This is a genomic window from Sulfurimonas sp., assembly GCF_041563495.1.
Taxonomy (GTDB): Bacteria; Campylobacterota; Campylobacteria; order Campylobacterales; family Sulfurimonadaceae; genus Sulfurimonas.
This window is the reverse complement of the sequence record NZ_JBFFMZ010000017.1, coordinates 1-15773: the sequence shown is the minus strand read 5'-3', so window position 1 is coordinate 15773 and position 15773 is coordinate 1. Positions and strand designations below refer to the sequence as shown.

Sequence of the window (15773 nt, the reverse complement as noted above, 5' to 3'; positions counted from 1 at the left end):
ACCGGTCATACTGAACCATAGAGGTCTATGCTCATCAAACAAAAGAGCTGCAAACTACACGACCATAGGTGACACAAGCTGGGAAACACTGGATGCAGCCAATTGTAAATATCTTCTAAACTTCGGTTCTAACTTTTTTGAAACTCATCAAGGCGGGCTTCCTCTTCTAAAAAGATTTGTAGAGGGAAAACGAAAAGGTCTGAAGCTTGTAACATTTGATACCAGGCTTTCAAATACAGCGGGAAAAAGTGATGAGTGGTTCGCTCCTTTTCCATCTTCTGAGGGTGCTATAGCTCTGGCAATGGCAAATGTAATCGTAGAGAAAAAACTATATGACAAAGAGTTCATAGATGAGTGGTGTAATACTTCTTTGGAAGATATAAAAGAGTTTGTAAAACCATACACTCCTAAATATGCATCTGAGGTTAGTGGACTTAGTGAGGATGATATTAGACGTGTTGCCATAGAGTTCGCATCTGCCGCTCCTGCTTGTGCCGCTTTTACAAACAGAGGTTCACAAGCCCACCAAAACGGTCTTAACAATGACAGAGCCGTTGTGATTTTAAATGCAATAGTCGGAAGCATCGGTAAAAAAGGCGGTTACGCTTTTGGTGGTTCTAAAAGTAAAAAAGACTTTCCTATGCCTAAACCTGTTCCAGCAAAACCAAAATTTACAACTGACTTAGAAGACCCACGTCTGTATCCACTCTCAAACAAATGGCAAAAGATGAGAGTGAGTCAACTTGCCTTTGATAAACTTAAAAACAAAGAACAGCAAATAGATGTTTACATATCTTACACTATCTCAGCTCCACAAACTTGGCCTGAAGGTCCATCTGTAACAGTCGATGTACTTAAAGATGAGAACGTCATACCTTTTCATGCTTGTAGTGATGTAGTTTATTCTGAGATGGCTCACTATGCTGATATCATTCTCCCGGATGCTACATACTTTGAGAGGTACACTATAGAGGGTAGAAATGCTTATGAGCTTATCCCTTACTTTGCACTAAGACAACCAGCAATTCAGCCTCCATATGAGTGTGAAAACTTGGCAGACACCCTTATAAAAATCGCGCAAAGACTAGGTGAACCGGTCTCAAAATACTTTGCTTTTGACTCTTACGAAGAGTTTATAAAACTTCGCCTTTCAACTCTTCCTAAAAGAGATGGACTAAGCGGTTTTGAGTATATGAAAAAGCACGGTGTATGGGTTGAGGAGAAAGAAAAAAACTATGAGCCATACGACAAAGTCCTAAGCAAAAAACAGCTTGAAGGCTCATTTGTAAAAGACGGCATCATCTATGTTGAGAAAAAAGGAAAGAGAAAAGCCATCGGAATCATGAAAGATGGAGTGCCGAGAAAGGGTCTTAAAACTCCATCGAGAAAGTTTGAAATATACTCAAGCGTCATAGAAGATACTGCTAGATCTCTAAATATAAAAGATGATGGATTTCCTCACTTTGAGATGCCAAAGTCACTTAAAGAGATAAAAGAAGACGAGCTAGTCCTTACTACTTTTAAGTGGAATGTTCACACGCAAGCAAGAACAACTTCTCAAAAATACCTGACTGAGATAGTCCATGATAATCCGGTATGGATAAACTCCCAGACTGCTAAAAAACTAAACATAAAAAACGGTGACTATATGGAGATAACGACATACAGACCAAAAAGTGGTTTTAGAGCATCTGAGACTGATGAAGTAGTAGGAACAATGAGTGTAAAAGCACATGTAACACAAGGCATCCACCCACAAGTCATAGCGATGAGTAACTCACTAGGTATGAACTTTGGCGGAAGGATTGCTAAAGGTACAAATGGCGATAAAGAAAACATGCCAGCTTTTTCAAAAGATGATGATTTAGAGTTAGATGGAAATATCTGGTGGGATAAGAAGTTTGGAGGTGCCGGTAACGGCTTCAACCCAAACCATATCATCCCAATCAACCCTGCCCCAATGGTAGGAATGCAGGCTTGGAACGATACAGTTTGTAGGGTTAGGAAGGTTTAGTTAGTAAAGTAATATATTTATTATTTTACACCCAAAAAGTGGAGATTCATTCACAGGGGTGTAATTGTGAAGAGAGATTAGATGAAGCTTTAAATATATAATTTAAAAGATTACTTTTTTTGTTCCATAATCCCTTAGGGTTTATGGAACTTTACAGTTTTAACTTGTTGAACACTTTCTGGAACACGTAAAACTAATATGAGTGCTTCGTGTTCCAAAAATAAGAGATTGTTGAATTAATAAGTGTTTAATTTATAGGGGACATTCCACATTATCACTTGGAAGTTACGCTCCCTCTGTAAAACCAGGAGAGCAGTATGCTATTTATCTCTCAAGTGATGCACAACCAAGTGGTTGTACTTATGCATGGGGAGGAGGAATGGATACATATGATGGTGGACAGACAATCGTTAACCAGTACCCAGGTAGACGAGATATGAAATTTAGAACATATATCTTGGAAAACTAGCCTTTCATAATTTAATATTTTTAAATATTATTCAATAGTATTTAAGTAAGTTTTAAATAGAATATTTCAAATTTTGTTAGGATCTTTAATATGAAATATTTACTTCTTTTTATACTCTCTCCTATTCTACTTTTCTCACAACAAGATATTGTCAATAAGACAGATAAACCAATGTTATGTGTTGTTTCTTATCCATCTGTATATGAGATAGAACTTATTCATGATATAGAACAGAGAGTTCAAGTGGAAAAACAAGAGTCATATATAACTACACTCCCAGTAGATGAAAGCTTAACAAGAAAAAGAGATGGAAACATTGTATGCTATAACGAAATTGAGAAAATATCTTCATATAAAAATGGTTCAATAAAAAAAGTAGATGGTTCTGTTTCGAATGGATATGTCAGAAACCATGAAATGTTTGACATAAGCTCTTATGCAAATGAGAATAAAGAGTTTATAGATGCAAAGTATGGTGCCTCAAATCAATGTAAAGAGTACAAAGGTGGAGAGTATTGTAAAATAACGAGAGGCCTCGATATACTTTACACTAAAGCAGGACGAGTAAAAAAGATTTTTATTTATGGACCACCACTATTTGATGTAAAAGGTAACCTTACTTTTGAAATAGCTTCATTTAATAAAATAAGAGCGAATTCTGAACCATTAGGTTTATGGATAAGTAAAAAAAACAAAAAAATAATTCACGCAAAACCAAATTTTGAATCTGAAAATGTCATTATATGGAAAAATCCAACTTCCGAAATTAAACAAGTTGTTATGACTGCTAAAAATGGACATAAAGATTTAAATAACTATTCACGAAGGAATAATTATCAGGAAAGAAGTGTAGATAAAAATACACTATTAAAAGATTATTTACAGGCAATTGAGATTGAGTACGTTTTAAATGACAAAGCATATGAACTACATCAAAAATCAAGACCTATGCCTAAAACTACATTTCATACTATGCAAAATAGCTATCAAGAACAAAATCTTCCAAGAAAAGCAAAAACCACTTGGGGAGCACAGCTAAACCCAAAGAACATCATTCCTACAAATAAGTTTAAAGCTTTTTATATCAATACCAATAAACCTAAAAAGGTTATAGCTAGCCAAGAGATGGATAAGGTTAGTATCAACTATAACTCTAATCATTTTCATAACATAGACTCAAAGGATTTTGGTGGATACTGGGTTGGAAACTTTACTTATAAAAAAACAGAAGATATGCAAATTAGTATCTCACAAAGTTGGGCAAAGACACGAATTATTATAGATGGAATGGTTATATATGAAGGTACTAACAATGGACAAGTTCCATTTACCTTTACCAAGGGAAAACATAAAATAGAGGTTGAGTTTATAAATAACTGGCATACAACTAACTTTATGGTCAATATACAAAAAAAAGAGAAGAAATACACAAGCAAAGAGATAAAAAAAGAGTTGAAAAGACATACTTCAAAAAACAGTGACGTCTTCTTTGTTGGGGTCTATGAAAGTAAAAAAAACAATCAAACCATTACTCTTAAAATAGCAAAACACTCTAAACCGGTAATTTTAGTATTAAGTTCATATGACTCTGTAGGGTGGATTATAAAAAACCCGCATAAGGTAAAAATAGAAGCTATTGTTTATTCAGCCCATAAACCAGGGGTTGAAGTTAAAGGTGACATCTCTGACTCAACACCAATATTGGCATACAATGGTCGTATAGGCTCTTATAGTATGGAGAAACGCTGCTCTTGTATCAATGGTGGAGCAGTTTTTAATTGTGATGGACAGAATGGCCTTGATACTATAAGAACTATTGAAAACCTTACATTAAAAAAGATGTTTGGTTATAGTGTGGAATATGGTGCTGATACTTTTATTGTACCAAATACACTTCTTAATACAGAAAAGCGACAAGAGCTAAAAGATAATCTCAAAGATGTTGAGAAACAGCGTAAAGAGTGTCAAGCACAATCAAATCCGGAATTTGAGAATATTTTTAATAAATAAATTGCTAAAACTGTTCTTTTTGGAGCACAAAGCTTTATGATATTCCAAGTATAAGTTGTACCATTAGCTCAATTTCAAGTAACTAATTTTTATTTACAGCTGCGAGATTATGAGGCTGAGTGTAAGAGTTTGTACTAATGGCTTAAGCTCTTTTATTGTATGCTAGAAAATCTAACTTATCTGTAGGAACCTAATGAAATATAATAATAAAATGTTTCAAGAGTTTCAGCTATCTACTATTAAATATATTGTCGAATTTTTTACTGATGAAGAAAACTTTACTCAATATGAAAGTAGTCAAAGTAAAACCATTCCTTTTTTAAAAAATCATTCTTCAATACATAAGGAATTATATTTTGATAAAGTTGAAATATTTACCAAATCACTAGGATTAAAGACAAAAAAAATTAGCAATAGTGTAATTCAAAAACTTATTAATTATTATTCTAATAAAGACTCAAAGATTACTACTAAGGATATTCTTGAAGTAAATCAGCTTTTTAATCCAAACATTTATGTTTATTTGCCAAGGGGATATCTAAATGATGGTGGTACTAAAGGAGCTTCTACTCTTTATCCAATATTGAATTTTTACAATAGGAGTAAATTGGATTTTTCAGTTCCTATTGATTTGCAGTATTCCAAGGGGGAAGAATTTTCTATTTATGATTGCTGTGACTTTAAAATATTTGCCTCAAGTAGCTCAGGTGGCACTCATAGAACAGCAGGATTAGTTAGTTCACTAGGTCTGCTTAGAAATTGTAAAATTGATAATAAAGTAAAATATTATAGTAATCACTTTACAAAAGCTGCAATATCAAGTTTAAAAAGACTAATAGAAAAAATTCATGAAAATGAATACATTGATTATGTAGGGATGGATAAAGATAAATCAAATAAAATTGTAATCAAATATAAAAATAAAAATAAAATTATTAACATTCAATCTCTTAACGATATATTTATACTACTAGAATTAGATATATTTAAAACAATTTTTGAGTTTATGGAAGATTTGAATATTACATCTATTGAATGTGATAATAAAAGCATAACTTTCAATACAGAAGATAATGGACATATTTCTTACTCAAATATAAAAGAAAAAAGCAGTGTTATAGCTCTAAATAAAATAATCTATTTTTATAAAAAGTTTTGGAATTTACCAACTAAAAAACAGTATTTCAAAAAAATTAATAAACTCAATATAAATAAATCATTCTATTATGATCAAAAACTATATTTCATTGCTAAACAGCTATTTTATAATAAATATAAAAGAATAAATGCTGCTGATAAAATAACTGTATTATGGATAACGGGTATTTCTTTCTTAGCTGTGATTGGTGTTTTTCTTTATTTTAATCCTAATATTTTAGATTCTTTAATTTTGAGTATATGTCACAAGTTTAATGATAGAATATATTATGATACTTTTGAGCAATTGACAAATTAAGTAAAAAAATATTAATATAAATGTGTTAACTTAACTCAATAGGAAACAAGGAACAATTCAAAACTGGAATGTTCCCTAAAAACTAGACAGTTCCCAAAACAGTAAGTTTTGGAACTTCTGTAAGAATATTTTTAATCTTTTCTTGAGTTTCAAGAACTGCCTTGATTGCAGCTTCATCTTTGATATCTAAGTCACATATTCAGTTATCTGAGCTATGCTGTAAACCTAGACTTAATAGCGGGTTGTATTTATAAAGAGATATAAAAACTATATATCTCTTCTTCTTTTTTATTTACTTAGACAATTGGCTAAATAGTTTATTTAACCACTTCTCAGCGTCTTTAATCTTGTCAAATCTTTGAGACTTGGCAACTTGGTCCTGACCTTCATAAAATCTGACTCTTATGCCATCTTCTACATGATCGATCTTTGTTCTAGTGATTTTATTTAAATTCAAATGAACTCTTTCATTTAGTTTAACAAACATATCCACCTCCTGGTTTTGTGTATTGTAACACAACAGAAAATTTTAGTCAAATATATTTGACCTAAATTAACTCCAATGACTTCTCATTAAACTTGTAAGTTTTGTGTGCGACCTTCACTAAGATCTTTTTCTCAGCAAGTTCTTTAAAGAGCTTTATAAGCGTCGGTTTAGATATAGAAATCTTTTGCATAATATCACTGTACGAAGCAACAAGTTCATTCTTTTCATTTAAATTATCCAGTATACACTTGACAACTTCAACTTGTTTGGAGTCAGTAATGGCAGATATGGTTCTTATTATATTTGAATTTTTTTGTATCTCTCTTTCTTGTATGAGAGGCAAAAGTATGTCGTGAAGGGTATTAAGTAACTCTTTTAAGTTTATAGGTTTAACAATATAGTTTTCTACTTTGAGTTTTATGGCATCTAGCAAGTACTTTGTATCTGTATGGGCTGTTGTTAAAATTGCAGGTATATGAGTGTTATTTTTTTCCTTTAGTTCTCTTAAAAAATCTATTCCATTTTCATTTTCGAGCAAAATATCTGAAACAATAACATCTACTTTTTTTTGCTTAATCACCTGCATCGCTTCTTCTGAAGTTTTTACTGCATATACATTTTTTAAAAAGTCACTTAACATGTCTCTTGTCTGATTTAACAAAGAGTCATCATCTTCTAGATAAAGTACATTAAATTCATTTAGTATATTTAGATTTCTAGTCATTGTTTTTATCACCTTCATTAATAGGAATTGTAATAGTAAAGAGAGTACAGTTCTCAAAGTCCGAATCTGCTATTTTATAATAAACATTCTTACAATCAATTGTACCATTCATGTGTTTTTGGATAATTTGTTGTGACATATAAAGACCTATACCAGTCCCTGCACTCTTGTATTTCGTAGTGTAGTACGGCTCAAACACATGAGGAAGTATCTCTTCATCTATACCGCCGCCGTTATCTACTATATTTATTCTTATCTTATTTTTTGATTTTTTAACTGTTATCTCTATAAGTTTTTTATGGTCTTTTGAGATAAGTGCATCTTTAGAGTTTGAGATGATATTTAAAAACACTTGAGAAAGTTCATTGTAAAAGCCATGCATCTTCACATCATGCAGTATTTTCAAGTGGAACTCTATCTTCTCTTTGTCCAAAAGATATTTTGACAGCTCAAAAGAGTGTTCGATACAATCTTTTAAAGAGAACTCTTCCTTCTCTTTATTTGGCTTGAAGAAGTTCTGAAAATCTTCAAGAGTATTAGACATATTGTTCCCTAACAACATAGCATCGTTTACCTTCTCTTCAACGACCGCTGGAGTCAGTTTTCCTAATTCCATCTTAGTCCCAATACCTTGAACTATCATCATAAGTGAGCCTAAAGGTTGTCTCCATTGATGAGCTATATTTGCTATCATCTCACCTAGACTGGCAAGTCTGGCTTGTTGAAACATTATCAAATCTTTTTTTCGTGAGTTTCCTACTTCATCCCGGATTCTTTTTTCTAAGGACTGATTCAGAGCCTGAAGCTCTTTTGTCTTTTCATTTACAGCATCTTCTAAACTAAAGTGAAGTCTCTTAAAATGTATAATGATTACTATTGAAAGTATGATAGAAAACAGAAATACCCATACAATAGAAATATTTAAGATCATAGATAAAGTGTTAAACACCTTTTGAGTATCTCTTTTTTCACTGATTGCCATATTCAAATCATAATTAGTCAAGTTTGTTATATATATGGAGATTGTATTTATTTCAAAATCAACATGAGCTATAAGAGCTGACACTTTCTCATAATTTTCATTTGACAATTCTAAAATAATTTTACTAACCAACTCTTTTATATTTACATTTTTATCGTTTATATTTGAAATAATACTGTTTTGTAAAATCTTATTCTTATCTTGACTTCCTATAATAAAAAACTCTTTGATTAACTTAGTTACCCAGGATGTCTCATACTTATTTGAAAAAGTGATTTCCAAATATCTATTCCAGTTTTTTTCAATCAGCTGTTCACCTAAATCCAGAACATCATATGCTTGTTCCAAAGTAATATTTTTATGATAAACATCATATAGCGTATCATGAATATTAACTACATATGCATCTTTGATAGCTTCAAGTTTAATAATAGGTTTAGTTCTCTTTTCAAATAAAATATCAAAGTCATGTTTTACAGTATAAATAGATATTTGAGACAAAACAATTATTAAAATCATTCCCCCTATAATTATAAAGAGTAAGATGGATGTTTTATATGTAAAAGGTATTTTGTCTATATATGAGAATATATTTTTAATTTTCATTATAAACTTCTATAAAGTTGGAGTTATTATATTTAAACAAATAGACTTTATTGTGCAGCTGATTATTTTTATAATTTATATCAATACCATCTAAAATATTTTTAGAAAGATTCTTAATCTCTTTTAGGAACTTGTCTCTAGTAATAGGCCTATCTACATTTTTTAATGCTTCAACAACTGATTTAGCCGCTAAAAATGCTTCCAAAGATATAAAACCCAAAGGCTGATTTGGGAAATATTTCTTCATCATCTTTTTATACTCTAAAATAACTGCTTTTGAACTATCCTTATAACTTGGAACAACCTGAGAGAAAAGCAGATTGTCGGTATTGTAATCTAACTCTTTTATCATCTCATCTGCATCTCCAAAAGAGATACTGCAAAAAATTGTATTTTGAAAAACTGGGTCTTTCTTTGCTGTTTTAATGAACAGAGCATTTGCTTTATAAGCTCCAATCATAAAAACGGCCTCCGGCTTTGCACTTTTAATTTCATGAAAGGCATGTCTTATAGAAAGAGTATTTCTTTTATATGTTCCTTCTCCTGAAAGCTTCAGTCCTCTTTCATTTAGTGAGTAAAGAAGTGAGACAAAGCCCTCTTCTCCATAATCATCATTTTGGTAAAAAACAGCAAAATTTGATATATTTTTTTTATTTCGTAAATACTCGACTGTATAGTCAATCTCCTCTTTATAAGAGCTCCTAAAATTTACAATATCCACCTTTCCACTATTTCGTAAAAAAGAAGCCCCTGTAAATGGAGCGATTAAAGGTATTTCAGTGTTTCTCAATATTGGTAATATTTTTTTTACTGTAGGTGTTCCAACTAAACCAAAAAAGGCAAAAACATTTTTATCAATAAGTTTTTTGATATTCTCTACAGTCATCTCCGGCTCATATTTATCATCATAAACAATTAGTTCAACTTTCACATCTCCAAGCAGTCTATTTTGCTGGGCATGTAAAAAATACGAATTTGCCCCACTGTATACAGCGTCACCAACAGCATGCATAATTCCACTTCTTGGTATAGAAACACCTAGTTTTAAGGATTTATCATCAAACTTATTATTTTGAATATTAAGGAATATCAGAACAAAAGCAATCAACACAGCTACTATATATTTAAGCACTAAAATCCTTTTTTATTGATTATAACATAAATCCTTATATATAAAAAATACTATATTTTATATACAAAACCATCTTTAAAAAAGGTAAAGTATATTTGACATTTTAAGGACAGTCTAAGTTTATTGTAGCTAGAATTGGTAATATTTATTTTACCAAAAGGATTTAAGATGCAAGAATTTGTCTATTTTAGTAATAGAGGACTTGATTTTCCACTTCCCGAAAATATACTGGTAACCTCAGAACTATCAACTGCTTCAAACAATAACTTCATAGTATCAAATTCTAAAAATGTACATGGTGAGATAATTGCAGATGAAATTGACTTTTATATAAGTAACTCTAAAGACCCACTTGCAAAAAAAATCAAGAATGTAGAAAAACTGTATGAAATAAATGCCATTAGATTTGATATGGCACAGGATATAAAATATACTCAAAAGGTTTCACAAGAAGTTTTACTTGTATCTACAAAAGAGCAAAAAGAAGAATTTTTAAAATCCATGATTCCTGATGAATTTAATCTTTTACATGTAACACCTGAAGTAGTCAAATCCATATCTGGACATATTGGCAATCTAACAGTAATTGTAAATGACAACTTCAAAGATGCAACTCTTCATGTTTCTCAAATAGTATGGTATGACCAAGAAGAAATAGCATCTAAACAAAGTGGCACTTTTGATCCGCTAGAGAGTTCATTGGATGATGTTCTTGCAACTCTTCGTACAAACATAAGTAATTATGAATATAAAAAATTTGTTGTATATGATCAAAACATTTGTCAGTTTCATGAGAGAAGAGAAAAAACTTGTGGAAAGTGTGCAGTAGTCTGTCCGACTGTGGCTATTGAGAGAGATGATGATGTAAAACATCTTCTATTTTCGCAGATTGACTGTCACGGCTGTGGTGGCTGTATCTCCGTGTGTCCTTCGGGCGCACTTGACTATGCTCCGCTAAATAGAGAGAGCATCTATGATATCTCAAGACTATTTAGCGGACACATTCCTTTAGTAATCCCTCAAAAAATGAATGTTAAAGATTTAAATGTAGAACTAAAAGAAAATGTTTTGCCTTTTGCAATAGAAGGTGAAAAATTCCTGCACGAAGGAACACTGCTGACTATCGCTCAAGAATCAGGCTCACAAGTAATCTTTTACTCTGACTTCCTCTCAAAAGGAACTAAAGATGCCATCAGAATCTTAAATGACATATATCAAAAGAAACATAACCTAGAAGCGATTATAGTTGCGATGGATGAGAGCGAACTAGTAGATGCTCTTAACAAAGTCAACTTCATAGAAGGTTCTAGACATACTATCAATGAACTAAATACAAGAAAAAGAGAAATTTTCGGGACAAGACTTAAAAATATTGTAGGCGAAGATGACTTAGGTGAGGTTTATACAGGTGAGCACATTCACTATGCAAAGGTAAATGTCAATGAAGCTAACTGTACCCTGTGTCTGGCTTGTGTAGGTGCGTGTAACGTAGATGCACTTGTGGCAAATGTAGATGACAACTCTCTAAGGATAAATCCCAGCATCTGTACGGCATGTGGTTTTTGTGAAGTTGTATGTCCGGAGAAAGATTGTTTGAGTATTGAAGAAGATGTAATCAAACTAAACCATACATGGTTTAAAGAACAGGTATTGGCAACAGACACTCTATTTAAATGTGTTGAGTGTGATAAAGAGTTTGCAACTACAAAAGCAATAGAAAAAATCGCTGCCATTATGTCTCCTGTCTTCGCTCACGATCCGGTAAAAGAGAGAACTCTCTACTGCTGTGAAGATTGTAAGCCTAAGGTTATGATGACTAGTTATATGCAAAATAAAGATCTATACAAATCACCAGGAGATATGTAATGAATGAAGAAAAAATGAACAAAGCGAGAGCTTTATACTATGCAATGTTTTCGAGATGTTTTGTTTTTACAACAGACAACAAAAGATATTTTGAGCTGATTAATTTTATGGATATTTTGAAAGAAAATCCGCTAAATAAAGACTCTGCTGAAGCATTTGAGAACATAAGAGCAGTTGTTAAATCTGATTCTAACATTGAGTTTATGAAAGAGTTTGATGCAATTTTTCATTCACCTGAGACTCAAACTCTCAGAACTACTGCTTCGTACTATGATGAAGATATCGAGAGTGGAAAAAAAAGAATCGAGATGCAAAATTTTTTGGCTAAGACAAAAATCAGAAGAGATGAGAAAGCTTACTCTGACTATGAAGATCATATAGGTTTTATTTTTTCTGTAATGAGTGAACTTTGTGAACTAATCGCTAATGGTGAAGAACAATATAAAAATACGGCACATTGTATTTTTGAGCAGATTTTAAATGATTTTGTAGACAGGTTTTCAAAAGAACTTTATGAACATGAAAGTGCAGATATCTTTAAAAATGTAGTTGTCTTACTTAAGTCATTTATCGAGTTTGAAAGACTTTACTTAGAAGTGCAAACTCCAATCCAAGAAACAAGTAGTGTCGTGTCTAAACCAAAAGGTGAAGAATTATCTGAAGAAGAGATTGCCAGAAGAGAAAGAAACAGACTACTCAGACAAAAAGGACCAAAGGAAGCACAAGATGCCTGTTCTATCGACATAGCTTATGATGTAGAGGATGATATTTAGTCATCCTTTACATGAGATTTAAGTAAGCCAATAAATTTAGTTTATTTAAGTCTCATAATTTTTTATGGGGCTAATCACAAACAAAAAGGAGACAACGATGCAAGAAAGTAGAAGAAACTTCTTCAAAAGAAGTGCATTGGTTGTTGGAGCTGCTGCTGTCAGTGCCACGGCGTTAGCTGCTAATAAGGAAGAGGCTATAGAAGCTGATTCAAACGGAGTCGTTGTGGGGACATCTACTAAGAAAGAGATTCTTTACAAAAAAACTCAAGCTTGGGAAGATTTTTACAAACAAGCTTTATAGTAAATAAGGAGAGAGTATGTTAGTCAACACATATGAAACACTCAAAGCTCAAATCGGTAGAAGGTCATTTATGAAAATGGCTGCTGTCGCTACGGCTGCTGGTGTTACAAATGCATTTGCTAATGATGGGGTAACAAGAGCTGCTACACAAGAGGAAATTAAAAATCCTTTTCCGGGTTCTACCAAGGTTAAAACTATCTGTACTGCATGTTCGGTTGGATGCGGTATTATCGCAGAAGTACAAAATGGCGTTTGGGTAAGACAAGAGGTTGCACAAGACCACCCTATTTCTTTAGGTGGACACTGTTGTAAAGGTGCCGATATGATTGATATGGTTAGGTCTGAAGTTAGACTTAAACATCCAATGGTAAAAGAAGGCGGAAAATGGAAAAGATTAAGTTGGGACGATGCTTTAGACAGAATCGCAACTAAACTAAAAGATTCTCATAAGAACGCAGGACCAGACTCAGCAATGTTTTTAGGATCTGCAAAAATGAGTACTGAACAGGCATATTATTTTAGAAAATTTGCCGCAATGTATGGAACGAATAATATAGATCACCAAGCTAGAATTTGACATAGTGCAACAGTCGCCGGTGTGGCGAATACATGGGGTTATGGCGCTATGACCAATTCACTTGGAGATATCCAAAATACTAAGGCAATTATCATTTTTGGAGCGAATCCTGCGGTTAATCACCCAGTTGGATTTCAACATTTTCTAAAGGCTAAAGAAAGAAACAATGCAAAAATAATTGTTATTGATCCTGTATTTACTAAGACTGCTGCAAAAGCAGACCATTACTGTAGAATAAGACCGGGTACGGATATACCATTTATGTATGGGATGCTGAATCTTATCTTCAAAAATGGCTGGCATGATGAAAAGTTCATCAAAGACAGAGTTTACGGTATGGAAGATGTAATGAAAGAAGCTAAAAAATGGAATCCTAAAAAAGTTGAGGATATAACAGGTGTACCTGCTGATCAACTTATTCAAATTACAAAACTATATGCTAGAGCCAATCCTGGTACTTTAATCTGGGCTATGGGTTTAACTCAGCATTCAATAGGTACTTCTAATACAAGACTTGCTCCTATCTTACAACTGGCTCTTGGAAACATGGGTGTTGAAGGTGGTGGAACTAATATTCTTAGAGGTCACGATAATGTTCAAGGTGCTACGGACATGTGTTGTTTATCACACACACTGCCTGGTTACTATGGATTAAGTGACGGTTCATGGAAATACTTCGCAAAATCTTGGGGTGTTGACTATGAATGGTTGTCATCAAGATTTAAATCTAAAGAATGGATGGGCAAAAAAGGATTCACCCTTGCTCGTTGGTGGGCTGGTGTACTAGACGGAAAAGACGGTAATGATAAGATTCATAACGCAGGAACCAGTCTTAAAAATCTTTTTGTAATGGGTAACGGTATTACTTCAATTGCTCAACAAGCTAAAGTAAAAGAAGGTCTGGACAACCTGGATATGATTGTACTTTGTGATCCTTTTGTTAATGAAGCAGCAATATTGACTGATAAGCAAAACGATGTATTTATTTTACCGGCTGCTACTCAGTTTGAAACTTCTGGATCTGTAACTGCGACTAATAGATCAGTTCAGTGGAGATCAAAAGTAGTTGAACCGATGTATGAGTCAAAAACTGACCATGACATTATGTTCGAACTGGCAAAAAGACTCGGTTTTTATGATGAGTATACTGCCGGTATGAAAATTAAAGAGAATAAAAAAGACTTTACATGGCCTGAGGATGCTACTGATGAAATTGCAAGAATCATTAAAACTATCGGTTTGACTGGTTGGACTGCAAAAAGAATCAAGAACCATACTGAAAACTGGCATATGTTTGATCAGATTTCTGGACGAGGTTATGGCAAGATGAAGGGTGAATATTATGGTTTACCTTGGCCTGCATGGACAGAGACTCACGGTGGCAGCCCGTTACTATATAACATCAACAGAAGTGTTGCTGAAGGTGGTATGGGATTTAGAAATAGATTTGGTCTAGAACATGATGGTCAAGATTTACTTGCAGGAAAAGGAAGTGCTCCTAAAGACTCTGCAAATAAAAATGGTTATCCTGAGATTACAGCTGCCAATATTGAGCAGGTTCTTGGAATCAAGCTAACTGCCGATGAGAAAAAAAGAATCGGTAAAAACTGGAAAGTTGATACTTCCAATATTATTGCTGAGAAATGTATGGAAAGAGGTATAGCTCCTTATGGAAATGCTAAAGCGAGAGCCAAAGTATGGACATTCCCTGACCAGATTCCTATGCATAGAGAGCCTTTACACTCTCCAAGACAGGATTTGGTGAAACAATATCCTTCTTATGAGGATAAAAGTAACCACTATAGAGTTGATACTAAGTATGCTTCTAAGCAAAATGAGCAGGATTGGTCGAAAGATTTCCCTATCAACCTTGTAACAGGAAGACTTGTAAATATGAATGGTGCAGGTATGGAAAATAGAGCTTCTAAATATTTAGCTGCCCTTACTCCTGAGATGTTCTGTAGTATTAACCCTAATTTAGCAGGTAAGTATGGTATCAGAGATGGTGCGATGATGTGGATTCATTCACCTGAAGGTACGAAAATTAAAGTTAAAGCTAAGTATTCTTATTCAGTATCTGAAGATAGAATTTTTATGCCATTTCATTTTGCCGGTCATTTTCAAGGTGAGGATTTATCTCATAAGTATCCAGAAGGTACTAAACCTTACGCTGTAGGAGAGAGTGCTAACACTGTTACAAACTATGGTTATGACATTATTACTCAAATCCCTGAAACTAAAGGCGGATTATGCCGCATAGAATACGCGTAAGGAGTTGGTTATGAGTGAAAATGCAAGATTAAAATTTTATTGTGATGAGCATAGATGTATTTCATGTGATGGTTGTTCAGTAGCTTGTGCGGAAGCGCATGAGTT

11 protein-coding genes are annotated in these 15773 nt (G+C 33.1%); 7 read left to right on the top strand and 4 right to left on the bottom strand.

The features are described 5' to 3' along the window. The 3 genes from ABYK18_RS11645 to ABYK18_RS11635 all read left to right on the top strand — a co-directional run. Nucleotides 1–2014: molybdopterin-dependent oxidoreductase (locus ABYK18_RS11645; protein WP_373036849.1), on the top strand; the 2014-nt coding region annotated here is incomplete at its 5' end. Between the two features lie 559 nt (nt 2015–2573). Further along, complete coding sequence (locus tag ABYK18_RS11640) at nt 2574–4493, top strand: hypothetical protein (RefSeq protein WP_373036848.1); 1920 nt, start codon at nt 2574–2576, stop codon at nt 4491–4493. Between the two features lie 193 nt (nt 4494–4686). Further along, on the top strand, nt 4687–5949 hold the full coding sequence (locus ABYK18_RS11635) for a hypothetical protein (RefSeq protein WP_373036847.1): 1263 nt from the start codon (nt 4687–4689) through the stop codon (nt 5947–5949). Nucleotides 5950–6241: 292 nt separating this feature from the next. Here ABYK18_RS11635 and ABYK18_RS11630 read toward each other — a convergent pair whose 3' ends face one another. The 4 genes from ABYK18_RS11630 to ABYK18_RS11615 form a co-directional block, all read right to left on the bottom strand. Then, the gene (locus ABYK18_RS11630) at nt 6242–6436 is read right to left on the bottom strand and encodes a sodium-dependent tyrosine transporter (protein WP_373036846.1); all 195 of its coding nucleotides are present in this window, start codon (nt 6434–6436) and stop codon (nt 6242–6244) included. A gap of 61 nt (nt 6437–6497) precedes the next feature. Beyond that, on the bottom strand, nt 6498–7160 hold the full coding sequence (locus tag ABYK18_RS11625; RefSeq protein WP_373036845.1) for a response regulator: 663 nt from the start codon (nt 7158–7160) through the stop codon (nt 6498–6500). Beyond that, nucleotides 7153–8748, bottom strand: a complete 1596-nt coding sequence (locus tag ABYK18_RS11620) for a sensor histidine kinase (protein WP_373036844.1) — start codon at nt 8746–8748, stop codon at nt 7153–7155. The genes ABYK18_RS11625 and ABYK18_RS11620 overlap by 8 nt, the downstream gene beginning before the upstream one ends. After that, the gene (locus ABYK18_RS11615; protein WP_373036843.1) at nt 8738–9880 is read right to left on the bottom strand and encodes an ABC transporter substrate-binding protein; all 1143 of its coding nucleotides are present in this window, start codon (nt 9878–9880) and stop codon (nt 8738–8740) included. The genes ABYK18_RS11620 and ABYK18_RS11615 overlap by 11 nt, the downstream gene beginning before the upstream one ends. Before the next feature lie 168 nt (nt 9881–10048). Here ABYK18_RS11615 and ABYK18_RS11610 point away from each other — a divergent pair, with 168 nt between their 5' ends. The 4 genes from ABYK18_RS11610 to ABYK18_RS11595 all read left to right on the top strand — a co-directional run bounded on the left by ABYK18_RS11610 (nt 10049) and on the right by ABYK18_RS11595 (nt 15668). Further along, entirely contained in the window at nt 10049–11746 is a 1698-nt protein-coding gene (locus tag ABYK18_RS11610; RefSeq protein ID WP_373036842.1) for an ATP-binding protein, read from the top strand. Then, complete coding sequence (locus ABYK18_RS11605; protein WP_373036841.1) at nt 11746–12519, top strand: molecular chaperone; 774 nt, start codon at nt 11746–11748, stop codon at nt 12517–12519. Before ABYK18_RS11610 ends, ABYK18_RS11605 begins: the two co-directional genes overlap by 1 nt. A gap of 97 nt (nt 12520–12616) precedes the next feature. Then, nucleotides 12617–12820: a twin-arginine translocation signal domain-containing protein gene (locus ABYK18_RS11600; RefSeq protein WP_373036840.1), complete on the top strand. Its 204-nt coding sequence runs from the start codon at nt 12617–12619 to the stop codon at nt 12818–12820. Nucleotides 12821–12836: 16 nt separating this feature from the next. Continuing rightward, nucleotides 12837–15668 (top strand): formate dehydrogenase subunit alpha, encoded by a 2832-nt coding sequence (locus ABYK18_RS11595; RefSeq protein WP_373036839.1) that lies wholly within the window; start codon nt 12837–12839, stop codon nt 15666–15668. Nucleotides 15669–15773: the final 105 nt, after the last annotated feature.

What these genes read in the sequence shown, in the direction of transcription:
- ABYK18_RS11635 (WP_373036847.1), top strand. Translation starts at nt 4,687, where the DNA reads ATGAAATATAATAATAAAATGTTTCAAGAGTTTCAGCTATCTACTATT.
- ABYK18_RS11625 (WP_373036845.1), bottom strand. Translation starts at nt 7,160, where the DNA reads ATGACTAGAAATCTAAATATACTAAATGAATTTAATGTACTTTATCTA.
- ABYK18_RS11630 (WP_373036846.1), bottom strand. Translation starts at nt 6,436, where the DNA reads ATGTTTGTTAAACTAAATGAAAGAGTTCATTTGAATTTAAATAAAATC.
- ABYK18_RS11610 (WP_373036842.1), top strand. Translation starts at nt 10,049, where the DNA reads ATGCAAGAATTTGTCTATTTTAGTAATAGAGGACTTGATTTTCCACTT.
- ABYK18_RS11605 (WP_373036841.1), top strand. Translation starts at nt 11,746, where the DNA reads ATGAATGAAGAAAAAATGAACAAAGCGAGAGCTTTATACTATGCAATG.
- ABYK18_RS11640 (WP_373036848.1), top strand. Translation starts at nt 2,574, where the DNA reads ATGAAATATTTACTTCTTTTTATACTCTCTCCTATTCTACTTTTCTCA.
- ABYK18_RS11600 (WP_373036840.1), top strand. Translation starts at nt 12,617, where the DNA reads ATGCAAGAAAGTAGAAGAAACTTCTTCAAAAGAAGTGCATTGGTTGTT.
- ABYK18_RS11620 (WP_373036844.1), bottom strand. Translation starts at nt 8,748, where the DNA reads ATGAAAATTAAAAATATATTCTCATATATAGACAAAATACCTTTTACA.